Source organism: Pseudomonas sp. TE4620 (genome assembly GCF_056279045.1).
In genome coordinates this window covers 1,199,279-1,223,840 of record NZ_JBWBQO010000001.1, presented here as the reverse complement: position 1 = coordinate 1,223,840, position 24,562 = coordinate 1,199,279, and the positions used below count along the sequence as shown (strand labels likewise).

20 protein-coding genes are annotated in these 24,562 nt (G+C 61.6%); 8 read left to right on the top strand and 12 right to left on the bottom strand.

All coding sequences use genetic code 11. The features are described from left to right. Positions 1 to 23 precede the first annotated feature (23 nt). Positions 24 to 578, bottom strand: coding sequence for an NADPH-dependent FMN reductase (locus tag ACZ9A3_RS05810; protein ID WP_093385206.1), 555 nt, complete (start codon positions 576 to 578; stop codon positions 24 to 26). A 150-nt stretch (positions 579 to 728) separates the two neighbouring features. Between ACZ9A3_RS05810 and ACZ9A3_RS05805 the strand changes: the two genes are divergently transcribed. Continuing rightward, entirely contained in the window at positions 729 to 947 is a 219-nt protein-coding gene (locus ACZ9A3_RS05805; protein WP_038996154.1) for a hypothetical protein, read from the top strand. A gap of 6 nt (positions 948 to 953) precedes the next feature. Here ACZ9A3_RS05805 and ACZ9A3_RS05800 read toward each other — a convergent pair whose 3' ends face one another. The 4 genes from ACZ9A3_RS05800 to ACZ9A3_RS05785 all read right to left on the bottom strand — a co-directional run bounded on the left by ACZ9A3_RS05800 (position 954) and on the right by ACZ9A3_RS05785 (position 5,379). After that, positions 954 to 3,209 carry an Orn/Lys/Arg family decarboxylase gene (locus ACZ9A3_RS05800; protein ID WP_093385210.1) on the bottom strand — a complete coding sequence of 752 codons (2,256 nt, stop codon included), beginning with the start codon at positions 3,207 to 3,209 and terminating at the stop codon, positions 954 to 956. A 78-nt stretch (positions 3,210 to 3,287) separates the two neighbouring features. After that, the gene (gene dnaQ, locus ACZ9A3_RS05795; RefSeq protein WP_082075525.1) at positions 3,288 to 4,085 is read right to left on the bottom strand and encodes a DNA polymerase III subunit epsilon; all 798 of its coding nucleotides are present in this window, start codon (positions 4,083 to 4,085) and stop codon (positions 3,288 to 3,290) included. 37 nt (positions 4,086 to 4,122) lie between these two features. Continuing rightward, positions 4,123 to 4,569 carry a ribonuclease HI gene (rnhA, locus tag ACZ9A3_RS05790; protein WP_045202106.1) on the bottom strand — a complete coding sequence of 149 codons (447 nt, stop codon included), beginning with the start codon at positions 4,567 to 4,569 and terminating at the stop codon, positions 4,123 to 4,125. Positions 4,570 to 4,620: 51 nt separating this feature from the next. Then, positions 4,621 to 5,379, bottom strand: coding sequence for a class I SAM-dependent methyltransferase (locus ACZ9A3_RS05785; RefSeq protein ID WP_045202108.1), 759 nt, complete (start codon positions 5,377 to 5,379; stop codon positions 4,621 to 4,623). A gap of 79 nt (positions 5,380 to 5,458) precedes the next feature. Here ACZ9A3_RS05785 and gloB point away from each other — a divergent pair, with 79 nt between their 5' ends. The 7 genes from gloB to ACZ9A3_RS05750 all read left to right on the top strand — a co-directional run bounded on the left by gloB (position 5,459) and on the right by ACZ9A3_RS05750 (position 15,276). Then, positions 5,459 to 6,238 carry a hydroxyacylglutathione hydrolase gene (gloB, locus tag ACZ9A3_RS05780; RefSeq protein ID WP_045202110.1) on the top strand — a complete coding sequence of 260 codons (780 nt, stop codon included), beginning with the start codon at positions 5,459 to 5,461 and terminating at the stop codon, positions 6,236 to 6,238. A gap of 99 nt (positions 6,239 to 6,337) precedes the next feature. Next, positions 6,338 to 7,762, top strand: a complete 1,425-nt coding sequence (locus ACZ9A3_RS05775; protein WP_093385225.1) for a LysM peptidoglycan-binding domain-containing protein — start codon at positions 6,338 to 6,340, stop codon at positions 7,760 to 7,762. A 126-nt stretch (positions 7,763 to 7,888) separates the two neighbouring features. Continuing rightward, positions 7,889 to 9,718: an extracellular solute-binding protein gene (locus ACZ9A3_RS05770; RefSeq protein WP_195885971.1), complete on the top strand. Its 1,830-nt coding sequence runs from the start codon at positions 7,889 to 7,891 to the stop codon at positions 9,716 to 9,718. Beyond that, positions 9,715 to 11,568, top strand: coding sequence for an extracellular solute-binding protein (locus ACZ9A3_RS05765; RefSeq protein ID WP_093385230.1), 1,854 nt, complete (start codon positions 9,715 to 9,717; stop codon positions 11,566 to 11,568). The genes ACZ9A3_RS05770 and ACZ9A3_RS05765 overlap by 4 nt, the downstream gene beginning before the upstream one ends. Before the next feature lies 1 nt (position 11,569). Continuing rightward, positions 11,570 to 12,643, top strand: a complete 1,074-nt coding sequence (locus ACZ9A3_RS05760) for a microcin C ABC transporter permease YejB (RefSeq protein ID WP_045202116.1) — start codon at positions 11,570 to 11,572, stop codon at positions 12,641 to 12,643. Between the two features lies 1 nt (position 12,644). Further along, the gene (locus tag ACZ9A3_RS05755) at positions 12,645 to 13,664 is read left to right on the top strand and encodes an ABC transporter permease (RefSeq protein WP_476252218.1); all 1,020 of its coding nucleotides are present in this window, start codon (positions 12,645 to 12,647) and stop codon (positions 13,662 to 13,664) included. Position 13,665: 1 nt separating this feature from the next. Continuing rightward, complete coding sequence (locus ACZ9A3_RS05750) at positions 13,666 to 15,276, top strand: ABC transporter ATP-binding protein (RefSeq protein WP_093385235.1); 1,611 nt, start codon at positions 13,666 to 13,668, stop codon at positions 15,274 to 15,276. Between the two features lie 125 nt (positions 15,277 to 15,401). Here the strand turns inward: ACZ9A3_RS05750 and ACZ9A3_RS05745 are convergent, their stop codons facing one another. The 7 genes from ACZ9A3_RS05745 to ACZ9A3_RS05715 form a co-directional block, all read right to left on the bottom strand. Further along, the gene (locus ACZ9A3_RS05745; RefSeq protein WP_045202122.1) at positions 15,402 to 17,273 is read right to left on the bottom strand and encodes a SurA N-terminal domain-containing protein; all 1,872 of its coding nucleotides are present in this window, start codon (positions 17,271 to 17,273) and stop codon (positions 15,402 to 15,404) included. A 198-nt stretch (positions 17,274 to 17,471) separates the two neighbouring features. Then, on the bottom strand, positions 17,472 to 17,744 hold the full coding sequence (locus tag ACZ9A3_RS05740) for an HU family DNA-binding protein (RefSeq protein ID WP_045202124.1): 273 nt from the start codon (positions 17,742 to 17,744) through the stop codon (positions 17,472 to 17,474). Between the two features lie 148 nt (positions 17,745 to 17,892). After that, positions 17,893 to 20,289, bottom strand: a complete 2,397-nt coding sequence (gene lon / locus ACZ9A3_RS05735) for an endopeptidase La (protein WP_045202125.1) — start codon at positions 20,287 to 20,289, stop codon at positions 17,893 to 17,895. Between the two features lie 151 nt (positions 20,290 to 20,440). Beyond that, entirely contained in the window at positions 20,441 to 21,724 is a 1,284-nt protein-coding gene (gene clpX, locus ACZ9A3_RS05730; protein ID WP_010224368.1) for an ATP-dependent Clp protease ATP-binding subunit ClpX, read from the bottom strand. A 108-nt stretch (positions 21,725 to 21,832) separates the two neighbouring features. After that, a complete protein-coding gene (gene clpP / locus ACZ9A3_RS05725; RefSeq protein WP_010224369.1) occupies positions 21,833 to 22,474 on the bottom strand; it encodes an ATP-dependent Clp endopeptidase proteolytic subunit ClpP in 642 nt (213 codons plus the stop codon). Between the two features lie 91 nt (positions 22,475 to 22,565). Then, on the bottom strand, positions 22,566 to 23,879 hold the full coding sequence (gene tig, locus ACZ9A3_RS05720; RefSeq protein WP_476252217.1) for a trigger factor: 1,314 nt from the start codon (positions 23,877 to 23,879) through the stop codon (positions 22,566 to 22,568). A 271-nt stretch (positions 23,880 to 24,150) separates the two neighbouring features. Next, the gene (locus tag ACZ9A3_RS05715; RefSeq protein WP_093385240.1) at positions 24,151 to 24,450 is read right to left on the bottom strand and encodes a DUF6388 family protein; all 300 of its coding nucleotides are present in this window, start codon (positions 24,448 to 24,450) and stop codon (positions 24,151 to 24,153) included. Positions 24,451 to 24,562 lie beyond the last annotated feature (112 nt).

Genomic DNA, 24,562 nt, shown 5'->3' with positions numbered 1-24,562 from the left:
AGTAAGGTGGCCGGTGCAATGCCTCAGTTCTGGTGGCGCGCGACCCACACGGCGAACTTGTCGATAAAGGTCTGCAGGAACGGCCGGGTCTTCTCCGACAGCTTGCCGTTGTCGTCAAACAGCGTTCCCGCCCCACCGATGTACGCTTCAGGCTGCTGCATGCACGGCACATCAAGGAACACCAGCGACTGGCGCAGGTGATGGTTGGCACCAAAGCCGCCCACCGCCCCCGGCGACACACTGATCACCGCCCCGGGCTTGCCACTCCAGGCGCTCTGGCCATAGGGCCGCGAGCCCACATCGATGGCATTTTTCAACACTCCCGGCACCGAGCGGTTGTACTCGGGGGTGACAAACAGCAGCGCATCACTGCCGCGAATCTGCTCGCGAAACGTTTTGTAGGCCTGCGGCGGATTGACGTCGATATCCTCGTTGTACAAGGCCAGCTCGCCAATTTCGACGATGTGCAGCTTGAGGCTGGATGGCGCAAGCTCGGCCAGCGCGCGGGCGACTTTGCGGTTGAGGGATTCCTTGCGCAAGCTGCCGACGACGACGGCGACTGAATACACCTGGCTCATGGCAAATTCCTGATGTGATGAACAAAGGGAGTTGTAGGTATAGATGATCCGGCACGGCCCTGAAGTTTTTTTCCATACAGGCAAAACTTACCAGGCAAAACAGTGGTCTATGCCTGACAGATACTTATTTCTTCAGAGGTTGTACGGTAAATGACAGCAGTACTGGTCGGACAGTTTCATGCACGGGACGCCGAGGGCCGCATCTATCCCGTTCATGAGTTCCAGGAAGCCACCCTGCAGGCCGACGGAAGCGCCGCATCCCTGCCCATTACCACCTACAAGCTGGCAATCGGTGACCGGGTCAACCACCTGGGTGAAGACCGTTTTGAGCTGGTCCAGAGTGGCGTGGAAATCATCCGCATTCCTTGAGCCCGCTCAGGCCTTGATGCAATCGACGGTATAGACCCGTCCCTGCGCTGTGGTTTCATGCTGCAACCCATGGACATCGGCGACAAAACCGGGAAAGCCGCTGTCGAAGGCAGCAGCAAAGGCCAGGTAGTCGATGATCGAACGGGTCGCCTCGGTAAAGCGCTCCCCCGGCATGATCAACGCAATGCCCGGCGGATAGGGCACCAGCATCACCGCAGCGATGCGCCCGAGCAACTGCTCGATCGGCACCGCCTCGACCTCCCCGCGCACCATCCGGTCATAGGCATCGGCAGGTTTCATCACCACTTCCGGCAAACGCGTGAACAGGCGCTTGAGTTGCTTGGCCGTGGCATTGCTGCGGTAGCAAGCGTGCAACTGGTCACACAGGTCGCGCAAGCCCAGGCCCTGGTAACGCACTGGATCGAGCTGGGCGACGCAGGGCAGGCATTCGAGCAGGCGGGTGTTGGCATCGTAGTTGCGCTTGAACTCAAGCAACTCGGTCAGCAGCGTGCTCCATTTGCCCTTGGTGATGCCCATCGAGAACAACACCAGGAAGGTGTAGAGCCCGGTCTTTTCCACCACCAAGCCGCGCTCCCAGAGAAACTTGCTGACCACCGCGGCCGGGATGCCATGCTCGCTCAAGGCGCCGCCGGCACTGAGCCCGGGCATCACCAGGGTGACCTTGATCGGGTCGAGCAGCACGTAATCGTCACTGACATCAGCGAAACCGTGCCAGTCGGCCTGGGGCTGCAACAGCCAGTCTTCGGTGGCGAGCCGCCGTGCACCGTCCGCCAGCGGCGGCTGCCAGATGCTGAACCACCAGTCATCAGCGGCCATGTGCTCACGCAGGTTGGCCATGGCCCGGCGAAAGCTCAGCGCCTCATCGAACATTTCCTGCAGCAAGGAGCGCCCGGCCGGGCCTTCCATCATCGCCGAAGAGACATCCAGCGAGGCGAGGATGCTGTACTGCGGCGAGGTGGAAATATGCATCATGAAGGCTTCGTTGAAGCGGTCGCGGTCCAGCTGGCGGGCGCCTCCGTCCTGCACATGGATCATCGACGCCTGGCTGAAGGCAGCCAGCAGCTTGTGGGTCGAGTGAGTGCTGAACACCAGCGGGCTGTCGGCACTGCGCGAAGTGCCCATGGCGTAACGCCCGCGGAAGAACTCGTGAAACGCCGCGTAGGCATACCAGGCCTCATCAAAATGCAACACCTCGACACTGTTGCCCAGTTCCTGCTTGATCAGCTCGGCGTTGTAGCACAAGCCGTCATAGGTGGAGTTGGTCACCACCGCCAGCTTGACCCTGGGCGGAAGGCCACGGGCCAGGGGGTTGGCGCTGATCTTGGCGGCAATCGAGGCCTGGCTGAATTCGCTCAGCGGGATTGGCCCGATGATCCCCAGCTCGTTGCGCTCCGGGCACAGGTACAAAGGGATGGCCCCGGTCATGATGATCGCGTGGACCACCGACTTGTGGCAGTTGCGGTCGACCAGCACCAGGTCATCTCGACCGACCATCGAGTGCCAGACAATCTTGTTGGCGGTGGAAGTGCCATTGATCACAAAAAAGGTATGGTCGGCACCGAAATTCTTTGCCGCCCGCGCCTCGGCGGCCGCCAGCGGCCCGGTGTGATCGAGCAGCGAGCCCAGCTCAGGGACCGACACCGACAGGTCCGAACGCAGGGTGTTCTCGCCGAAGAACTGGTGAAAGGCCTGGCCGACCGGGCTTTTGCGATAGGCCACGCCACCGCCATGGCCGGGGGTGTGCCATGAGTAGTTCGATTGCGCGGTGTGCTGTACCAGCGCCTTGAAAAAGGGCGGCAGCAAGCCATCCAGATAACTGTGCGCGGCCCGCGCCACCTGGCGGGCGAGAAACGGCACGGTGTCTTCGAACAGGTAGAGAATGCCGCGCAGCTGGTTCAGCTCGCTCATGACATCGGCAGGGGCATTCTCCAGGGTCACCTGCTCGCCCAGGGCGAAGATCGGCAGGTGCGGTGCACGCACCCGGGCCAGGCGAATCAGTTCGACCATGTTCTGTAAAAGGTGAGTGTTTTCCCCAGCGCCTTCGGCAGCAATCAGCATGCACGCCAGGCCGTGATGGGTGGCGGCGACCAGGCGGCCTTCGGCGTAATCGACGGCCGGCAGGATGGTGAAGCCGTCCTGGGCCAGCTCCTGGGCAATTGCGCGAACACGCTCGCCAGCGACCGTATCGGCCTTGATGTCGCGATGCACGATGAGGACGGGGAACTTGAGGTCCTTGTACATGGGCGGGCGCTTCCTCCGGGTGACAGCTCTGTCACCTCAGGGTAGAAGGTCGCCAGCGCCCCTGCGCGGCAAATTGCCTCAGTTTGCTTCGGACAACTGCTGCCACAGCGCCGGGCCACCGGCGGACTTGGCGATGGCTTCCAGACGCGCCATGTGCAGCTCGAGCTCCTGCTCGCTGGCGCGAATGATCCGCCCCGGCTGGCGACTGGCAGGCAGGCGGCGAATTTCGCTGCCGCGGTTGTCGTCGCCCTCCTCTTCGCCATCGGCACCGTGGCCGGCCAGCGACAGGCTGGTCTGGCCACCGGTCATGCTCAGGTAGACGTCGGCCAGCAGCTCGGAGTCGAGCAGTGCGCCGTGCAGCTCACGGCCGGAGTTGTCGACACCATAGCGTTTGCACAACGCATCGAGGCTGTTGCGCTGCCCCGGATGACGCGAGCGGGCCATCATCAGGGTGTCGAGAATGGTGCAGTGCTGGGAGATGTCGGCGCGATCGTGCTGGCCGAGCAAGGCGAATTCGTTGTTGATGAAGCCAACGTCGAACGCCGCGTTGTGGATGATCAGCTGGGCGCCCTGAATGAACTCGAAGAATTCATCGGCGACTTCAGCAAAGCGCGGCTTGTCGAGCAGGAAGGAGTCGGTGATGCCGTGGACGCCAATGGCGCCCTCGTCACTTTCGCGGTCCGGCTGCAGGTAGACGTGGAAATGGCGCCCGGTCAGGCGCCGGCCCATCAGCTCGACACAACCGATCTCGATGACCCGGTGGCCGTCAGTCACCGGCATACCGGTGGTTTCGGTGTCGAGGACGACCGACCTGTTGTTCTGAATCTCCACGCCGATGGTCTCCTGCCGCGTACAGTCTGGTGAAAAGCCGGCCATTCTACCTCAGCTCAAGGGCGAGTGGCGGCCGGTGTAGTCAACGCAGACCACGGACCTCGTCAACACCGCGGTTAGCCAGTTGATCGGCACGCTCGTTGCCATGATGGCCAATATGCCCGCGGACCCATTTCCAGGTCACTTTGTGCCGGCCCACCTGTTCATCGAGCAACTGCCAGAGGTCGGCGTTCTTTACCGGTTCTTTGGCGGCGGTTTTCCAGCCGCGTTTTTTCCAGTTGACCATCCACTCGGTGATGCCTTTCATCACGTACTGGGAGTCGGTGACCAGCAGCACTTCGCACTCGCGCTTGAGCGCTTCCAGGCCCTTGATCGCCGCCATCAGTTCCATACGGTTGTTGGTGGTCTCGCGTTCGCCGCCCCACAGCTCCTTTTCGACGCCCTTGCACACCATCAGCACACCCCAGCCGCCCGGGCCGGGGTTGCCCTTGCAGGCACCATCGGTGAAGATTTCGACGCTATCGCTCATTTACAGCCTTTTTCATCAATGATTTGGCCCCGCGCCCAGGGGGCCCGGAACTCAGGGTTCGGAATGGCGCCGGTTGACCTTGGCCATCGGCAGCGGCAGCAGTTTGCCCATCGGCTCGCGGCGCTCCAGGCGCAGGGGCCGCAGGCCGACCACCATCTTGCGCGCCACCAGCAGGTAGACACCGCCACCGGCACTCTGCCAGCCACCGGCGATCCGCTCCCAGCCGGCCAGGCGCTGTTGCCAGGCGGGGGATGCGAGCGGCGGACGATAGCACCCGAAGCGGCGTTTCTCCAGCGCGAAACCCAGCAGGTTGAGCCAGTCGCCAACCCGCGACGGGGAAATGCAGCGCGCCTTGCGCAAGGCATCATGGGCGAACACCCGGCGTACGCCCCAACTGCTCCAGGGGTTGATGCCGACGATCAGCAAATGACCACCCGGGCGCACACTGCTGGCGGCCTCGCGCAGCAGGCCATGGGGCGACAGGCTGAAGTCCAGGCCATGTTGCAGCACCACGACGTCGGCGGCATGTTCGCTCAGTGGCCAGGCCTGTTCTTCACAGACGATCTCGACCCCGGGCAGCGGCGCGCCGAGGCGCACGTTACGCTGCACCTGCGGGGCCTTGGGCGGTGCTTCGGCGCAGGGGCCGTAATGCACCAGGTAACCGCCGAAGTAACGCCCCAGTTCCTCTTCGAGCAGGCGTTGCTCTTCTTTGAGCATCATTTGCCCCAACGGGCCGGCGAACCAGTCGCGGGCCAGGCTGATCAGCTCCAGCCACTGCGGATCGGCCTGGGCGAAGGCTTGATCGGTCATTGCAGTCTCCCTTGAAGGTTCTCGACAGCGCGCATAGCTACTAAGATGCACCCATGTCCACCGTTTGGCGAATCGCACCATGATACAGATCGATGCCCTGCCCGCTTTCAACGATAACTACATCTGGTTGTTGCAAGATGCTGCCAACCAGCGTTGCGCGGTGGTCGATCCAGGCGATGCCGCGCCGGTTCTGGCCTGGCTTGAGCGCCATCCCGGCTGGCAACTGAGCGACATCCTCATTACCCATCACCACCACGATCATGTCGGTGGCGTCGAGCAGCTCAAGTCCCACACCGGCGCGACCGTCTACGGCCCGGCCCACGAGCGCATCCCTGGCCGTGACCAGGCCCTGGAGGACAACGCCAGCGTGCGCGTTCTGGGCCTGGATTTCCAGGTTATCGCGGTGCCTGGACACACCCTGGGACACATTGCCTATTATTGCCCGCAAACAACCACCCCGGTGCTGTTCTGCGGCGACACCCTGTTCGCCGCCGGTTGCGGGCGCCTGTTCGAGGGCACGCCGGAGCAGATGCACCACTCCCTGCAGCGCCTGGCCGCGCTGCCCGCCGCCACCCTGGTGTATTGCACCCACGAATACACCCTGAGCAACCTGCGCTTCGCCCAGGCGGTGGAGCCTGAAAACCCGCACATTGCCCAACGCTTCGCCGACGTTACCCAGCTTAGGGCACAAGATCGCATCACGTTGCCATCAACCCTGGCCCTGGAAAAGCTCACCAACCCCTTTCTGCGGACCACCGAAACATCCGTTAAAGAAAAACTAGACGAACGGATTGACCACTTAAACCCTACGCCAAGTGCTGTTTTTGCTGGGTTGCGTGCTTGGAAAGATACGTTCTAAACAGCCGCTGCTGGTGACGGAAAGTTCTGAAAGGTTGACCGTTGGGGGGCCGCTTTCTAGAATCCCCCGACATTTTTGCCCGGAACTTCGTCCCAGCCAATGTCGTCCACTAGCCGCAGAACCTTCAATTCCGTCGCCCTGACGCGCCTGGCCCAAGCCAGTGCGCTGGCCCTGGCCGCCACCCTCGTGGGCTGCCAGAGCACCCGTCAAGTCGACGAATCCGACAGCGTTCGCGCGCACAACTACCAGGCCCGGGCCAAGCAGAAGCCGTTGATCGTACCGGTCAAGCCGGTCGTCGAGCAGGCCCCCCAGGACGTCTGGGAGCGCATGCGCCAGGGCTTCGTGCTGCAGGACGGAGTTGCGGTCAACCCGCGCATCGAACAGCAACGCCTGTGGTTCGCCAGTAATCCTTCGTTCCTCGAAACCGCCGGCGACCGTGGCAGCCTGTACATCCACTACATCGTCGAACGCCTCGAAGAGCGCAACATGCCGCTGGAGCTGGCGCTGCTGCCGGCGATCGAGAGCGCCTACAACCCCATGGCCTACTCCCGGGCCCATGCGGTGGGGCTGTGGCAGTTCATCCCGTCCACCGGGCGCTACTTCAACCTGCGCCAGACCCGCTTCTACGATGGCCGTCGCGATATCACCGCCTCGACCAACGCCGCGCTGGACTACCTGACCCGCCTGCACGACATGTTCAACGGCGACTGGCTGCTGGCCCTGGCCGCCTACAACGCCGGCGAAGGCACGGTCAGCCGCGCCATCGAGCGCAACGAGAAGCTCGGCCTGCCAACCGACTACTGGAACCTGCCGCTGCCGCAGGAAACCCGCGACTACGTGCCCAAGCTGCTGGCCCTGTCGCAGGTGGTGATGACGCCGCAAGCCTATGGCGTCAACCTCAACCCGATTGCCAACGAGCCCTACTTCGAAGCCGTGGCGATCAAGGACCGCCTCGACCTGTCACGGGTCGCAGCCCTGGCCGAGATCGACGAAGACGAACTGTTCCAGCTCAACCCGGCCTTCAAGAAGCGCATGACCGTCGACGGCCCGCAGCAACTGCTGGTGCCGACCGCCAAGGCGCAACTGCTGACCGCTTCGCTGTCGAACATGAAGCCTGAAGAACTGCTGACCCTGCAGCCGAAAAAGGCCGTGTTCGAAGCTGCCATGGCCGAAGCCGCGCCGCGCACCACCACAACCCGTAACAGCCGTTACCGGGTCAAGCGTGGCGACAACCTGGCCAGCATTGCCAAGGCCAACAAGGTCAGCGTCAAGGACTTGCAGCGCTGGAACAAGCTTTCCGGCAAGAACCTCAAGGCCGGCCAGACCTTGGTGATGCAGAACGCCCAGCCGGTTGGCGCCAAGAACCAGAAGAAATCCACCCAGTACAAGGTGCGCAAAGGCGACTCGCTGTACCTGGTGGCCAAGCGCTTCAACGTCGAGATGCAGCACCTCAAGCGCTGGAACCCACGCAGCGGCCACGCCCTCAAGCCAGGCCAGACCCTGACCGTCTACCTGAACCATTGAGGTCCGTGCTCCGGTCACTGACCGGAGCCACCTGCCCCGCCCCACGCGGCACTCTTTTTCCAGTCGATACAAGCTGTTACTGTAGCTGGAATAAAGCCCAAGCCGCCTGGATCGGATCTCGACTTGATACGTCCCCTCCTGTTGCTGTCACTCAGCCTGGCCTTGAGCTTTCCCGCGGGCGCAACAATCAGCGAAAGCCACGGTTACGCCCAGTTCGGCACGCTCAAGTATCCAGCCAAATTCACCCACTTCGACTGGGTCAATCCGCAAGCGCCCAAGGGCGGCACCTTGCGCGCCATGGCATTTGGCACCTTCGACACCCTCAACCCCTACACCTTCAAGGGCTCAAGCCCGGTCACCACGCCGAACTTCTTGCAGTACGGGGTGAGCGAGCTGAACGAAACCCTGATGGTCGGCACCGGCCAGTACGACCCCTCCGGTGATGAGCCCACTTCAAGCTATGGCCTGATCGCAGGCTCGGTCGAGTACAGCGAAGACCGCAGCTGGGTGGTGTTCAACCTGCGCCCCGAAGCGCGCTTTCACGATGGCAAGCCGATTACCGCCAGCGACGTGGCGTTCTCCTATCGCACCCTGCTCAAGGAAGGCCATCCGATCTACCGGACCAACCTGCAGGAAGTCAAACGCGTCGATATCCTCAACCCGCGACGCATCCGCTTTGTCTTCAAGCGCGCCGGCAACCCGCTGCTGATCCTGCGCCTGGGCGAGATGCCGGTGCTGCCGGCACACTACTGGAAAGGCCGCGACTTCAAGGCCACCACCTTCGAGCCGCCTTTGGGCAGTGGCCCCTACCGCATCACCCAGGTGCAGCCTGGGCGACGCCTGGTGTTCGAGCGGGTGAAGAACTACTGGGGCAAGGACCTGGCGGTGAACCGCGGCAAGTACAACGTCGACCGCGTCGAGTACGAGTTCTATCGCGACAGCGCAGTGGCCTTCGAAGCCTTCAAGGCCGGTGAGTTCGACATCTACATCGAGCACCAGGCGAAGAACTGGGCCAACGGCTACAACTTCCCGGCGGTGCGCCGCGGCGATGTGATCAAGGCACAGATCCCGCACAAGATCCCGACCCAGACCCAGGGCCTGTTCATGAACAGTCGCCGGGCGACCTTCAGCGATGCGCGGGTTCGCCAGGCACTGGGGCTGATGCTCGACTTCGAGTGGACCAACCGCGCCCTGTTCAGCAGCGCCTACCAGCGCGCCACCAGTTACTACCCCAACAGCGAATTCGCCGCCAGCGGCCTGCCGGTGGGCAAGGAATGGCTGCTGCTGGCGCCCTACCGCAAACAACTGCCGGCGGCGCTGTTCACCGAGCCCTATTCGGTGAGCCACACCGACGGCCGAGGGATCAACCGCCAGACCTTGCGCCAGGCCCTCGAGCTGCTTGGCCAGGCCGGCTGGAAGCTCAATGGCCAACGCCTGCTCAACAGCGCCGGGCAACCCTTGAAGCTGGAACTGTTGCTGGTCAATCCGAACCTTGAACGGATCCTGCAACCTTATGTCGAAAATCTCGCCAGCATTGGCATCGAAGCACGCTTGCGCACGGTAGACCGGGCCCAGTACAAACAACGCCTGGACCAGTTCGACTTCGACATGATTCTGATGACCCTGAACCAGACCCTGAGCCCGGGCCTTGAACAATGGCTGTACTTTCACTCAAGCCAGGCCTCGACCAAGGGCAGCAAGAACTATGCTGGCGTGAAAGACCCGGTGGTCGATCACCTGCTCGACACCCTGCTGGCCGCCCAGAGCCGTGAAGACCAAGTGGCCGCCGCCCGCGCCCTGGACCGGGTGCTGCTGTGGCAGTACTACATGATTCCCAACTGGTATCTCGACAACCACCGCCTGGCCTACCGCAATCGCTTTGCCTTTGTGGCCACGCCGCCCTATACCCTGGGGCTCAACAGCTGGTGGATCAAGCCTTCGGAGAAAGCCCAATGATGCCAATGTCCCGCCTGCGCCTGAAGGCCTGCGCACTGCTGCTGGCCTGCCTCGGTGGCCAGGCACTGGCTGCACCGCAACACGCCCTGACCCTTTACGATGAAGCGCCGAAATACCCGGCAGGCTTCAAGCACTTCGACTACGTCAACCCCGACGCGCCCAAGGGCGGCACCTTCCGCCAGGCCGGCTTCGGCGGCTTCGACAGCCTCAACCCGTTCATCAACAAGGGTGTTTCCGCCGACGACATCGGCCTGATCTACGACACTCTGATGACCCAAAGCCTGGATGAGCCCTTCACCGAGTACGGCCTGGTCGCCGGCAAGATCGAGAAAGCTCCGGACAACAGCTGGGTACGCTTCTACCTGCGCCCCGAAGCACGTTTTCATGACGGCCAGCCGATGCAGGCTGAAGACGTGGTGTTCACCTTCAACACCCTGATCAAGCACGGCGCACCGCTGTACCGCGGTTACTACGCCGACGTCGCCGAAGTGATCGCCGAAGATCCGCAGCGGGTATTGTTCAAGTTCAAGCACAGCAACAACCGCGAGCTGCCGCTGATCCTCGGCCAGTTGCCGGTGTTGCCCAAGCACTTCTGGGAAAACCGTGAGTTCACCAAGGGCAACCTCGAAGTTCCCCTGGGCAGCGGCCCGTACAAGGTCGCCGAGGTCAAGCCGGGGCGTTCGATTCGCTACGAGCGGGTCAAGGACTACTGGGGCAAGGACCTGGCGGTCAATCGCGGCTTTTACAACTTCGACGAGATGACCACCGACTATTACCGCGACAGCGCCGTCACCCTCGAAGCGCTCAAGGCCGGCCAGTTCGACTACCGCCTGGAAACCGCCGCCAAGAGCTGGGCCACCGCCTACGACGTGCCAGCCGTACGGCAGAAACGCCTGATCCTCGAAGAGCTGCCCAACGGTAACCCGACCGGCATGCAGGGCTTCGTCTACAACATCCGCCGCCCGCTGTTCCAGGATGTGCGGGTACGTGAAGCGCTGAGCCTGCTGCTGGACTTCGAATGGACCAACAAGCAGCTGTTCAACGGCGCCTACACCCGCACCCGCAGCTACTTCGAGAACTCCGACATGGCCGCCACCGGCCTGCCCGACGCCGCCGAACTGAAAATTCTCGAACCGCTGCGCGGCAAGATCCCCGACCAGGTGTTCACCCAGCCCTTCGCCAACCCGGTCACCGATGGCAGCGGCATGATCCGCGAACAGCAGCGCAAAGCCTACAAGCTGCTGCAGGACGCCGGCTGGCGCATCGTCGACGACAAGATGGTCGACGCTCAGGGCAAGCCAGTGTCGATCGAGTTTCTCCTGGCCCAGACCGAGTTCGAACGCATCCTGCTGCCGTTCAAGCGCAACCTCGCCGACCTGGGCATCGACCTGGTGATTCGCCGGGTCGATGTTTCGCAGTACATCAACCGCCTGCGCTCGCGGGACTTCGACATGATCGTCGGCGGCTACCCGCAGTCCAACTCGCCGGGCAACGAGCAACGCGAGTTCTGGCAGAGTGCTGCTGCCGACAACCCCGGCAGCCGCAACTTCATCGGCCTTAAAGACCCGGCCATCGACACCCTGGTCGAGCAGTTGATCAATGCCGACTCGCGGCAAAGCCTGATCGAGCATTCGCGCGCCCTCGACCGGGTGCTGCAATGGGGCTTCTACGTGATCCCCAACTGGCACATCAAGACCTGGCGCGTGGCCTACTGGAACCACATCGGCCACCCCAAGGTGTCGCCCAAATACGACATCGGCATCAACACCTGGTGGATCAAGCCGGATGTCGAGCCGGTGGTACCGCTGAACCCGGCGCCCGAGGCGCAAGCGGCCGAAGGGGCGAAATAGCATGCTGGCCTATATCTTTCGCCGTTTGCTGCTGATCATCCCGACCCTGCTGGGCATCCTGATCATCAACTTCATCATCATCCAGGCCGCCCCAGGCGGCCCGGTCGAGCAGATGATCGCCAAGCTTGAAGGCTTCGAGGGCGCCACCAGCCGGATTGCCGGAGGGGGTGCCGAAGTCTCGGTGGCCGGCTCCAACTACCGCGGCGCCCAGGGCCTGGACCCTGCCCTGATCAAGGAAATCGAGCAGATGTACGGCTTCGACAAATCGGCGCCGGAACGCTTATGGATCATGATCAAGAACTACGCCCACCTGGATTTTGGCGACAGCTTCTTCCGTGATGCCAAGGTCATCGACCTGATCGTCGAGAAGATGCCGGTGTCGATCTCCCTGGGGCTGTGGAGCACGCTGATCATGTACCTGGTGTCGATCCCCCTGGGCATCGCCAAGGCCACCCGCCACGGCAGCCACTTCGACGTCTGGACCAGCTCGGCGATCATCATCGGCTACGCCATTCCGGCGTTCCTGTTCGCCATCTTGCTGATCGTGCTGTTTGCTGGCGGCAGCTACCTGGACTGGTTCCCGCTGCGCGGCCTGACTTCGAACAATTTCGACGAGCTGAGCACCGCCGGCAAGCTGCTCGATTACTTCTGGCACCTGGTGCTGCCGGTCACCGCCCTGGTGATCGGCAACTTCGCGACCATGACCCTGCTGACCAAGAACAGCTTCCTCGACGAGATCAACAAGCAGTACGTGGTCACCGCCAAGGCCAAGGGCCTGAGCCCTAACCGCGTGCTCTACGGCCATGTGTTTCGCAACGCCATGCTGCTGGTGATCGCCGGTTTCCCGTCGGCGTTCATCGGTATCTTCTTCACCGGCTCCCTGCTGATCGAGGTGATCTTCTCCCTCGATGGCCTGGGCCTGATGAGTTTCGAGGCGGCGATCAACCGCGACTACCCGGTGGTCTTCGGCACCCTGTTCATCTTCACCCTGCTCGGGCTAGTGGTGAAGCTGATTGGCGACCTGACCTACACCCTGGTCGACCCACGTATCGACTTCGACAGCCGGGAGCACTGAGATGAACCTGTCACCTCTGAATCGCCGGCGCTTCGAGCGCTTCAAGGCCAACCGCCGCGGCTGGTGGTCGCTGTGGCTGTTCCTGATCCTGTTCGGCCTGAGCCTGGGCGCCGAGCTGATCGCCAATGACAAGCCACTGGCCGTGCGCTACGACGGCCAATGGTATTTCCCGGCGCTCAAGCGCTACCCGGAAACCACCTTCGGCGGCGAGTTCCCGCTGGAAGCCAACTACAAGAGCCCGTACATCCGCGAACTGCTCGCCGCCAAGGACAGCTTCGTGCTGTGGGCGCCGATCCCGTTCAGCTACCAGAGCATCAACTACGACCTCAAGGTCCCGGCCCCCGCCCCGCCGTCGGCGCAGAACTGGCTGGGCACCGACGACCAGGGCCGCGACGTGCTGGCGCGGGTCATCTATGGTTTCCGTATCTCGGTGTTGTTTGCCCTGACCCTGACCATCCTCAGCTCGATCATCGGCGTGATCGCCGGTGCCCTGCAGGGTTTTTACGGCGGCTGGGTGGACCTGGTCGGGCAACGCTTCCTGGAAATCTGGTCGGGGCTGCCGGTGCTGTACCTGCTGATCATCCTCGCAAGCTTCGTGCAACCGAATTTCTGGTGGCTGCTGGGGATCATGCTGCTGTTCTCGTGGATGAGCCTGGTGGATGTGGTGCGCGCCGAGTTCCTGCGCGGGCGCAACCTTGAGTACGTGCGCGCGGCACGGGCGCTGGGCATGCAGAACGGCGCGATCATGTACCGGCATATCCTGCCCAACGCGATGATTTCGACCATGACCTTCATGCCGTTCATTCTCACCGGCGCCATCGGCACCCTGACCGCCCTGGACTTCCTCGGCTTCGGCCTGCCGCCCGGCGCGCCGTCGCTGGGCGAACTGGTGGCCCAGGGCAAGTCCAATCTGCAAGCGCCCTGGCTGGGCATGAGCGCCTTCGCGGTGCTGGCCTTGATGCTCAGCCTGCTGGTGTTCATCGGCGAGTCCGCCCGCGATGCCTTCGACCCGAGGAAATGAGATGAGCAAGCAAACCTTGATCGAAGTCCGTGACCTGGCCGTCGAGTTCGTCACCGGCGATCAATCCCAGCGGGTGGTCGAAGGTGTCAGCTTCGACATCCGCCGCGGCGAAACCCTGGCCCTGGTCGGTGAAAGCGGTTCGGGCAAGTCGGTGACGGCGCACTCGATCCTGCGCCTGCTGCCCTACCCGCTGGCCCGCCACCCGAGCGGCAGCATCCTGTTCGAAGGGCAAGACCTGCTGACCCTCGACGAGAAAAAGATGCGGCGCATACGCGGCAACCGCGTGGCGATGATTTTCCAGGAGCCGATGACCTCGCTCAACCCGCTGCACAACATCGAAAAGCAGATCAACGAGATCCTCCTGCTGCACAAGGGCCTGCGCGGCAAGGCGGCCACCGAGCGCACCCTGGAGCTGTTGGCGATGGTCGGCATACCCGAGCCGCACAAACGCCTCAAAGCGCTGCCACACGAGCTCTCAGGCGGCCAGAGGCAGCGTGTGATGATTGCCATGGCCCTGGCCAACGAGCCTGACCTGCTGATCGCCGACGAACCGACCACGGCGCTGGACGTCACCGTGCAGTTGAAGATCCTCGAGTTGCTCAAGTCCCTGCAGGCACGCCTGGGCATGGCGCTGCTGCTGATCAGCCACGACCTCAACCTGGTCAAGCGCATTGCCCACCGGGTCTGCGTGATGCAAAAGGGCCAGATCGTCGAGCAAGCCGACTGCGATGCACTGTTCCGCCACCCCAAGCATCCCTACACGCAGATGCTCCTCGGTGCCGAGCCCAGCGGCGGCCCGGCCGGCAACCCGCCCGGCGCGCCGATGCTGCAGGTCGAGAACCTGCGCGTGTGGTTCCCGATCAAGAAGGGTCTGTTGCGACGCACCGTCGATTACGTCAAGGCGGTGGACGGCATCAACTTCGACCTGCCCCAGGGCCAGACCCTGGGCATTGTCGGCGAAAGCGGTTCGGGCAAGTCGACCCTGGGGCTGGCGATCCTGCGCCTGCTGGGCAGCCAGGGCAGCATCCGCTTTCAGGGCACGAGCCTTGAGCACCTGACCCAGCAGCAGGTACGCCCGCTGCGCCGGCAGATGCAGGTGGTTTTCCAGGACCCGTTCGGCAGCCTCAGCCCGCGCATGTGCGTCAGCGACATCGTCGGTGAAGGCCTGCGCATCCACCGCATGGGCAGCGCCGCCGAGCAGGAGCAGGCAATCATTGCCGCCCTGCAAGAGGTCGGCCTTGATCCGCAGGCGCGGCACCGTTACCCGCACGAGTTCTCTGGCGGCCAACGCCAGCGCATCGCCATTGCCCGGGCACTGGTGCTCAAACCGGCACTTATCCTGCTCGATGAGCCGACCTCGGCCCTGGACCGCACCGTGCAGCGCCAGGTGGTCGAGCTGTTGCGCTCATTGCAGAGCAAGTACAACCTCACCTACCTGTTCATCAGCCACGACCTGGCGGTGGTCAAGGCGCTCAGCCACCAGTTGATGGTGGTCAAGCAAGGCCAGGTGGTGGAGCAAGGGGTGGCGGCGGACATCTTTGCCGACCCGCAGCATGCGTATACCCGGCAGTTGCTGGAGGCGGCGTTTCTGGTGCCAGCTGCCGTTCAGTAGCCTCTTCGCGGGGCAAGCCCGCTCCTACAAACCGGCGGGAGCGGCGGTGCGGCGACCCGACTTGCCCCGCGATGAAAACAGAAAAGGCCGCATAAGCGGCCTTTTCTGTTTCAAGCATCCAGCACTCAGTAGCGAGTGATATCCGCTTTGGCTTCCAGCTGCTTGCGGTATGCCGCGAAGTCCTGCTGGCCGGCGCGCGAAGCGAGGAAGCGGCGGTAGCTCGCTTTCTCTTCTTCAGTGGCCGCTGTGCCTTCGTTGACGCCGTTCAGACGCAGTACCACCAGGCTACCATCGTTAAGGGTGACGCTGGCGTACACCGGCTTGTCCTTGGCTTCAGGCTTGCTCATACGGAACAGTGCCTGCAGCTCGACCGGGTCGATACCGTCCTGGCTACGCGATACCGCCTCCTGAACCTTCCAGGCCTGACCGTCCTGGCTGGCCGCCAAGGCAATCTTGCCATCGCGCAGACCGGCGATCAGGGCATCGGCCTTGGTCTTCAGGGCAGCAGTCGCCTGCTCTTTGGCCAGGTGCTTGCGGATGCTCTCGGAGACCACTTCAAGGCCCAGTTGCTCAGGCTTGCGGTGTTCCTTGACGCGCAGCACCACGATGGTTTCCGGATCCAGCTCGATCGCCGTGCTGTTGGAGCCTTCTTCCAGCACTTCAGTGCTGAATGCCGCCTGGATCACCGCGCGGTTGGCAGTGATGCCTTCACCGCCTTCACGACCGAACGCTGGCGAGGTATGCACCTTCAGGCCCAGTTCCTGCGCCGGCTGGGCCAGGTCGGAGGCTTCGAAGGCCGAGTCTTCCAGCTGCTTGGTCACTTCGACAAAGCGCTGTTCGACCTGCTGGGTTTTCAGCTCACGGGTCAGCTTGTCTTTCAGGCTGTCGAAGCTTGGCACTTCAGGCGCCTGCACATCGAGTAGCTTGATCAGGTGGAAACCGTATTCGGTACGCACCGGGCCCGAGACCTGGTCCTTGTTCAGCGCATACAGTGCGTCTTCGAAGGCCGGATCATAAACGCCCTGGCCGGCATAACCGAGATCACCGCCATTGCTGGCCGAGCCCGGGTCCTGGGAGAACTCCTTGGCCAGAGTGGCAAAGTCTTCGCCCTTGGCCAGGCGCGCCTGGATTTCTTCGATCTTGGCCTTGGCCTGCCCCTCGTTCACCTTGTCATTGATTTCAACAAGAATGTGCGCGGCATGCCGCTGCTCGGCCAGGTTGGCGATTTCTTTCTCGTACAGCGCCTTGAGCTCGTCCTGGTTGACTTCAACCTGGTCGAAGAACGCGGATTTCTTCAGCTCGATGTAGTCGATGACGACCTGGTCGGGGCTCATGAACTCCTTGGCGTGTTCGTCGTAGTGCGCCTTGATCTGCTCGTCGGTAACCTTGACCGCGGCCGGGTCGGCCTTGAAGGTCAGCGAAGCGAAATCACGGGTCTGTTTTTCCAGACGGGCGAAAGCGTCGACCTGGTCGTCGGTAACAAAACCGCTGCCGGCAAGGCCGGTGCGCAGTTGGCCGATGAGCATTTCCTGAGCCAGCATTTCGCGGAACTGCAGACGGCCGTAGCCCATCTGGCGAATGACCTGATCGAAGCGCTCGGGGCTGAACTTGCCGTCCACCTGGAACTCAGGGGTTTGCAGGATCAGTTGGTCGAGGGCAGCTTCGGAGAAAGCGAACTTGGCGTCTTCGGCGCCTTGAAGCAGCAACTTGCGATCGATCAAGCCCTTGAGCGCGGCTTCACGCAGCATTTGCTCGTTGAGCATGGCCGGATCGAAATCCTTGCCCAGCTGTTGCATCAGCTGTCGACGTTGCATGTCGACGGCCTGGCTCAGCTCGTTCTGGCTGATCTTGTCGCCATTGACCTTGGCAGCGTCCTGGCTGTGGGTGGTGGCCTGGAAGATGGCATCGAAGCCGGTCAGTGCCATCAAGGCTACGATGACACCGATGATGGTCTTGGCAATCCAACCTTGTGAATTGTCCCTGATATTCTGCAGCATGCGTCCCCCAGAAACGGTTGTACTGAATGAACCAACCGTGGAGCGTGGGTAGAGTCCTGATAGAAGAAAGGCGCATCCGAGGATGCGCCTTCTCGTAACTGGCCGAGCGCCGGGAACCTGGTATCAGGCCTCCCGGCGCTCGGCAGCCGGACCAGGCGTGAGCCCGGCTCGGTTAGGCGTGAGCCTGAAGGAAGCGACTTAGTTGACGGCTTCTTTCAGAGCCTTGCCAGCCTTGAAGCCAGGCTTCTTGGCGGCAGGGATTTCCAGAGTCTTGCCGGTTTGCGGGTTGCGGCCGGTGCGAGCTGGACGGTCGGTGACCGAGAAGGTACCGAAACCTACCAGTACCACGGAATCACCTGCCTTCAGGGCGCCGGTGACGGATTCGATTACTGCGTCCAGCGCTTTGCCAGCGGCAGCTTTCGAAATATCAGCAGATGCGGCGATAGCGTCAATCAGTTCCGACTTGTTCACTCTAAGTCCCCTTATATCTCTATTGAGTTTGTTTCTAAGTATGTAATGAAAAGCTAAACGAGCGCTGGGTGGCCTGTTGACACTTAAGTGCCGCTTTATAACAAGGGCCTGAAAATACTGTCAAGAAAGCCCCCCAGCCAAATACGTACTAATGTGTGCTGATTCTTTCCTTGGAATCGCTGTCGCGCTTTTCATCCTTGGCGACAATCTCCGGAGCCACATCGGGCAAGGGCTCCGGGGCGTATTGCAGCGCAATTTGGAGGACTTCGTCAATCCATTTGACCGGTTTAATCTGCAGATCCTGCTTAATATTCTCAGGAATTTCCTTCAGATCACGCACATTCTCTTCCGGAATGATCACCGTCTTGATTCCACCCCGGTGAGCGGCCAGCAGTTTTTCCTTCAAACCACCGATTGCCAGCACCTGACCACGCAAGGTGATCTCGCCGGTCATGGCCACATCGGCACGCACTGGGATCTGGGTCAGGGCCGAAACCAGGGCGGTGCACATGCCGATACCGGCACTTGGACCATCCTTGGGCGTGGCGCCTTCGGGCATGTGGATGTGGGTATCGCGCTTCTCGTGGAAGTCGGCAGGAATCCCCAGGCTGCGGGCGCGGCTGCGCACCACGGTTTGCGCGGCAGTGATGGACTCGACCATGACATCACCGAGCGAGCCGGTCTTGATCAGCTGACCCTTGCCCGGAATCACTGCGGCTTCGATGGTCAGCAGTTCGCCGCCCACCTGGGTCCAGGCAAGGCCGGTGACCTGGCCAACCTGATCCTGCTGCTCGGCCAGGCCGTAGCGGTACTTGCGCACGCCCAGGTAGTGCTCGAGCTGCTCGCCAGTAACCTTCACCGCCACCTGCTTGAGGCCGGCGTGCTCCTTGACCACCTTGCGGCAGATTTTCGCGATCTGGCGCTCCAGGCCCCGCACGCCGGCTTCGCGGGTGTAGTAGCGGATGATGTCGCGGATCGCCGAGACGTCGATCTCCAGCTCGCCCTTTTTCAGGCCGTTGGCCTTGATCTGCTTGGGCGACAGGTACTTGACCGCGATGTTGATCTTCTCGTCCTCGGTGTAACCCGGCAGGCGGATGACTTCCATCCGGTCCAGCAAGGCTGGCGGGATGTTCATCGAGTTCGAGGTGCAGAGGAACATCACGTCCGAGAGGTCGTAGTCGACCTCCAGGTAGTGATCGTTGAAGTTGTGGTTCTGCTCGGGGTCGAGCACTTCCAGCAACGCCGAGGCCGGATCGCCGCGCATGTCGCTGCCCATCTTGTCGATTTCGTCGAGCAGGAACAGCGGGTTGCGTACGCCAACCTTGGTCATTTTCTGAATCAGACGACCGGGCATCGAACCGATATAGGTACGGCGGTGACCGCGAATCTCGGCCTCGTCGCGCACGCCACCGAGGGCCATGCGTACGAACTTGCGGTTGGTGGCACTGGCGATCGACTCGGCCAGCGAGGTTTTACCCACGCCAGGCGGCCCGACCAGGCACAGTACCGGACCACGGATCTTTTTCACCCGTTTTTGCACTGCGAGGTACTCAAGGATGCGCTCCTTGACCTCCTCCAGGCCGTAATGGTCGGCGTCGAGAATTTCCTCGGCCTTGGCCAGGTCCAGACGCACCTTGCTCTGCGCCTTCCACGGCACCTGCACCAGCCAGTCGAGGTACGAGCGCACCACAGTGGCTTCGGCCGACATCGGCGACATCTGCTTGAGCTTGTTCAGCTCGGCCTGGGCCTTGGCGTAGGCGTCCTTCGGCAGGCCGGCAGCGTCGAGACGCTTTTTCAGCTCCTCGACTTCGTTGTGACCTTCTTCGCTGTCGCCGAGCTCTTTCTGAATGGCCTTCATCTGCTCATTCAGGTAGTACTCGCGCTGGCTGCGCTCCATCTGTTTCTTGACCCGGCCACGGATACGCTTCTCGACCTGCAGCAGGTCGATTTCGGCATCCAGCAGCGCCAGCACGTGTTCGACACGAGCCGACAGGTCGAGGATCTCGAGGATTTCCTGCTTCTGCTCGATCTTCAGCGCCATGTGCGCTGCCATGGTGTCGACCAGGCGCCCGGGCTCATCGATGCTGTTGAGCGACGACAGGACTTCAGCCGGGACTTTCTTGCCCAGCTGAACATATTGTTCAAATTGTGACAGCAAGCTGCGGACGAAGACTTCAGACTCGCGCTCGGCAGCCTGGGATTCGTCGATCAGCGAAACTTCGGCACGAATGTGGCCGTCGACTTCGTTGAAACGCTCGACCGCACCGCGCTGTTCGCCTTCGACCAGCACCTTGACGGTGCCATCGGGCAGTTTCAGCAGTTGCAGGACGGTGGCAATGGTACCGACGCGGTACAGGGCGTCTTCGCCTGGATCGTCGTCAGCGGGGTTCTTCTGGGCCAGCAGGAGAATCTGCTTCTCGCCCGTCATCGCGGCCTCAAGGGCCTCGATGGACTTCTCGCGCCCCACGAACAGTGGGATGACCATGTGCGGATAGACGACGACATCGCGCAATGGCAAGAGAGGCAAGTCGAGGGTGGTCTTCATGATTTCGCCTCTACAGCGGCCTTATGGCCGGAAACCGATGGATTTTGAGCGTGGAGTTAATGTGGGGGCAGGCCCGCAAAAAAACAAGCTCTGCGACAGGAAAAGCAAAGGGGCCCGAAGGCCCCTTGCTTGAATCGAGCCGCGTGGCGACTCAGACGTCGGGTGCAGCCTTGGCTTGCGGCTCGCTGTTCTCGTAGATCAACAGCGGCTGCGAAGAGCCATCGATGACGCTCTCGTCGATCACCACCTTGCTGACATCCTTCTGCGAAGGAATCTCGTACATGGTGTCGAGCAGGATGCCTTCGAGGATCGAACGCAGGCCACGGGCCCCGGTCTTGCGCTCCAGGGCCTTGCGGGCCACGGATTTGAGCGCATCACTGCGGAACTCCAGGTCCACGCCTTCCATTTCGAACAGCTTGGCATACTGCTTGGTCAGGGCGTTCTTCGGCTCGGTCAGAATCTGCATCAAGGCAGCTTCGTCGAGCTCGTCGAGGGTCGCCAGAACCGGCAGACGACCGACGAACTCCGGGATCAGACCGAACTTGACCAGATCGTCAGGCTCGACTTCACGCAGCGACTCGCCAACCTTCTTGCCTTCCTGCTTGCTGCGTACTTCGGCACCAAAGCCGATGCCGCCGCGGGTGGAACGCGCCTGGATGACCTTTTCGAGGCCCGAGAACGCACCGCCACAGATAAACAGGATGTTACGCGTATCGACCTGCAGGAATTCCTGCTGCGGGTGCTTGCGGCCACCTTGCGGCGGTACCGAAGCGACCGTGCCTTCGATCAGCTTGAGCAGCGCCTGCTGCACGCCCTCGCCCGAAACGTCGCGGGTGATGGACGGGTTGTCCGACTTGCGCGAGATCTTGTCGATTTCGTCGATGTAGACAATGCCCATCTGGGCCTTTTCCACGTCGTAGTCGCACTTCTGCAGCAGTTTTTGAATGATGTTCTCGACGTCCTCTCCCACGTAACCGGCTTCGGTCAGGGTGGTGGCATCGGCGATGGTGAACGGTACATTCAACAGACGCGCGAGGGTTTCGGCGAGCAGGGTCTTACCCGAGCCCGTCGGACCGATCAGCAGGATGTTACTCTTGCCGAGCTCGACGTCGTCGTTCTTCTTGTCGCGTTGATTCAGGCGCTTGTAGTGGTTGTACACCGCTACCGCCAGTACCTTTTTCGCACGCTCCTGACCAATGACGTACTGGTCCAGGATGGTGCTGATTTCTTTCGGCGAAGGCAGTTTATGCGCGCTGCTCTCGGCCTGGGCTTCCTGCACCTCCTCACGGATGATGTCGTTGCACAGGTCGACGCACTCGTCGCAGATAAATACCGAGGGGCCGGCAATCAACTTGCGCACTTCGTGCTGGCTTTTGCCGCAGAAGGAGCAATAGAGCAATTTGCCGTTGTCCTCGCCGTTACGGGTGTCAGTCATTCGATCGATCCAATCCGGTAGGCTTGCAACACAAGATGAAGGCAATTGCGGGCTTTTTCAAGTCCGCAGGTAGGCGCAATGCGCGCCCGCCTGCTCTGGCACCCGGATTCAGGAGGCCAGTTGCCGCTTGTCGTAGACCGAGTCGATCAGGCCGTATTCGGCTGCGCGCTCGGCGCTCATGAAATTGTCGCGCTCAGTATCGCGCTTGATGGTCTCCAGGTCCTGACCTGTGTGGTAGGCCAGCAGCTCGTTCAGACGCGACTTGATGGAGAGGATTTCCTTGGCGTGGATCTCGATATCCGTGGCCTGGCCCTGGAAACCGCCCAGTGGCTGGTGAATCATCACCCGCGAGTTCGGCAGGCAGTGACGCTTGCCCTTGGCACCTGCGGCCAGCAGGAAGGCGCCCATGCTGCAGGCCTGGCCGATGCAGATGGTCGAGACGTCCGGCTTGATGAACTGCATGGTGTCGTAGATCGACATGCCGGCAGTCACCGAACCGCCCGGCGAGTTGATGTAGAGATGGATATCCTTGTCCGGGTTTTCCGCTTCAAGGAACAGCATCTGCGCCGCTACCAGGTTGGCCATGTAGTCCTCTACCGGGCCGACCAGGAAGATCACCCGCTCCTTCAGAAGGCGCGAGTAGATGTCATAGGCGCGTTCGCCACGAGCGGATTGCTCGATAACCATCGGGACCAGGCCGCCTGCGGCCTGGATGTCAGAGCTCTGCTGATAATAAGAATTGCGGGACATGTCCTGCACTCACTCCCAAATAGTCATGTCTTGAATACGCACAAGCCAGCTCGAAGGCTGGCTTGTGGTGTTTTCCTACGAAGCTGGCGTATTACTCAGCGGCGGCAGGTGCCTGGGCTGGTTTTACGGCTTCTTCGTACGAGACCGATTTGTCGGTCACAGTCGCTTTCTGCAGAACAGTATCCACAACTTGTTCTTCCAGCACAACCGAACGGACTTCGTTCAGTTGCTGGTCGTTCTTGTAGTACCAAGCGACGACCTGCTCAGGCTCCTGGTAAGCCGAAGCCATTTCCTGGATCATTTCGCGAACGCGGTCTTCGTCCGGCTTCAGTTCGTTCTGCTTGACCACTTCGGCGACGATCAGGCCCAGCACGACGCGGCGCTTGGCTTGCTCTTCGAACAGCTCGGCCGGCAGTTGCTCAGGCTTGATGTTGCCACCGAACTGCTGAACGGCTTGAACGCGCAGGCGGTTCACTTCGTTTTCCAGCAGGGCTTTCGGGACTTCGATCGGGTTGGCAGCCAGCAGGCCGTCCATTACCTGGTTCTTGACCTTGGTCTTGATCGCCTGACGCAGTTCACGCTCCATGTTCTTGCGAACTTCGGTGCGGAAACCTTCCAGGGTTGCTTCCTTGATACCGAACTGGGCGAAGAACTCTTCGGTCAGCTCAGGCAGCTTTGGCTCGGCAACGCTGTTGACGGTAACGGTGAACTCGGCGGCTTTGCCAGCCAGGTCCAGGTTCTGATAGTCCTCGGGGAAGGTCAGGTTCAGAACGCGCTCTTCACCGGCCTTGGCGCCGACCAGGCCTTCTTCGAAGCCCGGGATCATGCGGCCGGAACCCAGTACCAGCTGGGTGCCCTTGGCCGAACCGCCAGCGAACACTTCACCGTCGACCTTGCCGACGAAATCGATGTTCAGCTGGTCTTCGTTCTGGGCAGCGCGGTCAGCGGCTTCGAAACGCACGTTTTGCTTGCGCAGCACTTCGAGCATGTTGTCCAGGTCGGCGTCAGCCACTTCGGCGCTCAGGCGCTCGACGGCGATCGAGCCGAAACCGGCAACGGTGAACTCAGGGAATACTTCGAAAATGGCGACGTATTCGAGATCTTTGCCCTTTTCGAACGATTTTGGCTCGACGGCAGGGGCGCCAGCCGGGTTCAGCTTCTGCTCGACCACAGCTTCGTAGAAGGAAGCCTGGACCAGGTCGCCGAAGGCTTCCTGACGGGCGGCGTCTTCGTAGCGCTGACGGATCACGCTCATCGGCACTTTGCCAGGACGGAAGCCTGGGACCTTGGCGCGACGGGCAGTCTGTTGCAGACGCTTGTTGACTTCGGTCTCGACGCGCTCGGCCGGAACGGCGATGGTCATGCGGCGCTCGAGAGCAGAAGTATTTTCAACAGAAACTTGCATGGATATTCCTCGTTGCACAGACGTTAGCCGGCGATACCCGACTCCAGAATCAAGGGCAAGCATTCTAGTGGCTCAAAGACCAGAAGTCACCCCGTTCAGGACGACGAGAAAGTACGCCGGTCCATTTAATTCAAAGACCCCGGCAAAAACCTTGCCCAAGGCCGCTCAACACACGCAGCCCCTGGCCTGGACGCCACAGCTGAAGCCATGATGATCCAGACCCTGGGCTGCATAAAATCTTGTCAAAACACTACAAATCCGAGTTGCAGCGTTACGAATCCTGTTCGATTTCGTTGAACTCGCAATACTCTTCCCACGCCATCCCCAGCGCCTCGGCAACCTCGCGATGCACCTCAAGGCGCAGGGCCGCAAGCTCCTCGTCGGACTCGGCAATCAGTTGCAAGGTCAGCTCCCAGGGTTCGACCCCCTGCTCCTGCGCGGCATCCTCGAAGGCCCAGAGGACCTGCTGAGCCTGCTCGTGCTCGCTGAGCCCGGCGATCTCTTCGCGCATCTGCGGATTAGCCTCGGCATAGCGCTGCAGGGCGATGGCCTGACGTTCTGGTGAAATCATGGTGGTTTCCTTTTTGCGACCCTAAACCCGGCCACTGTTTCAACCGGCTGAAATTTATCAGCTTTTCGTCGATTGTCACCAGGCCGTCAAAACATGCATGAATAATCCACCC

What these genes read in the sequence shown, in the direction of transcription:
- ACZ9A3_RS05810 (WP_093385206.1), bottom strand. Translation starts at nt 578, where the DNA reads ATGAGCCAGGTGTATTCAGTCGCCGTCGTCGTCGGCAGCTTGCGCAAG.
- ACZ9A3_RS05805 (WP_038996154.1), top strand. Translation starts at nt 729, where the DNA reads ATGACAGCAGTACTGGTCGGACAGTTTCATGCACGGGACGCCGAGGGC.
- ACZ9A3_RS05800 (WP_093385210.1), bottom strand. Translation starts at nt 3,209, where the DNA reads ATGTACAAGGACCTCAAGTTCCCCGTCCTCATCGTGCATCGCGACATC.
- dnaQ (WP_082075525.1), bottom strand. Translation starts at nt 4,085, where the DNA reads ATGGCCGGCTTTTCACCAGACTGTACGCGGCAGGAGACCATCGGCGTG.
- rnhA (WP_045202106.1), bottom strand. Translation starts at nt 4,569, where the DNA reads ATGAGCGATAGCGTCGAAATCTTCACCGATGGTGCCTGCAAGGGCAAC.
- ACZ9A3_RS05785 (WP_045202108.1), bottom strand. Translation starts at nt 5,379, where the DNA reads ATGACCGATCAAGCCTTCGCCCAGGCCGATCCGCAGTGGCTGGAGCTG.
- gloB (WP_045202110.1), top strand. Translation starts at nt 5,459, where the DNA reads ATGATACAGATCGATGCCCTGCCCGCTTTCAACGATAACTACATCTGG.
- ACZ9A3_RS05775 (WP_093385225.1), top strand. Translation starts at nt 6,338, where the DNA reads ATGTCGTCCACTAGCCGCAGAACCTTCAATTCCGTCGCCCTGACGCGC.
- ACZ9A3_RS05765 (WP_093385230.1), top strand. Translation starts at nt 9,715, where the DNA reads ATGATGCCAATGTCCCGCCTGCGCCTGAAGGCCTGCGCACTGCTGCTG.
- ACZ9A3_RS05760 (WP_045202116.1), top strand. Translation starts at nt 11,570, where the DNA reads ATGCTGGCCTATATCTTTCGCCGTTTGCTGCTGATCATCCCGACCCTG.
- ACZ9A3_RS05755 (WP_476252218.1), top strand. Translation starts at nt 12,645, where the DNA reads ATGAACCTGTCACCTCTGAATCGCCGGCGCTTCGAGCGCTTCAAGGCC.
- ACZ9A3_RS05750 (WP_093385235.1), top strand. Translation starts at nt 13,666, where the DNA reads ATGAGCAAGCAAACCTTGATCGAAGTCCGTGACCTGGCCGTCGAGTTC.
- ACZ9A3_RS05745 (WP_045202122.1), bottom strand. Translation starts at nt 17,273, where the DNA reads ATGCTGCAGAATATCAGGGACAATTCACAAGGTTGGATTGCCAAGACC.
- lon (WP_045202125.1), bottom strand. Translation starts at nt 20,289, where the DNA reads ATGAAGACCACCCTCGACTTGCCTCTCTTGCCATTGCGCGATGTCGTC.
- clpX (WP_010224368.1), bottom strand. Translation starts at nt 21,724, where the DNA reads ATGACTGACACCCGTAACGGCGAGGACAACGGCAAATTGCTCTATTGC.
- clpP (WP_010224369.1), bottom strand. Translation starts at nt 22,474, where the DNA reads ATGTCCCGCAATTCTTATTATCAGCAGAGCTCTGACATCCAGGCCGCA.
- tig (WP_476252217.1), bottom strand. Translation starts at nt 23,879, where the DNA reads ATGCAAGTTTCTGTTGAAAATACTTCTGCTCTCGAGCGCCGCATGACC.
- ACZ9A3_RS05715 (WP_093385240.1), bottom strand. Translation starts at nt 24,450, where the DNA reads ATGATTTCACCAGAACGTCAGGCCATCGCCCTGCAGCGCTATGCCGAG.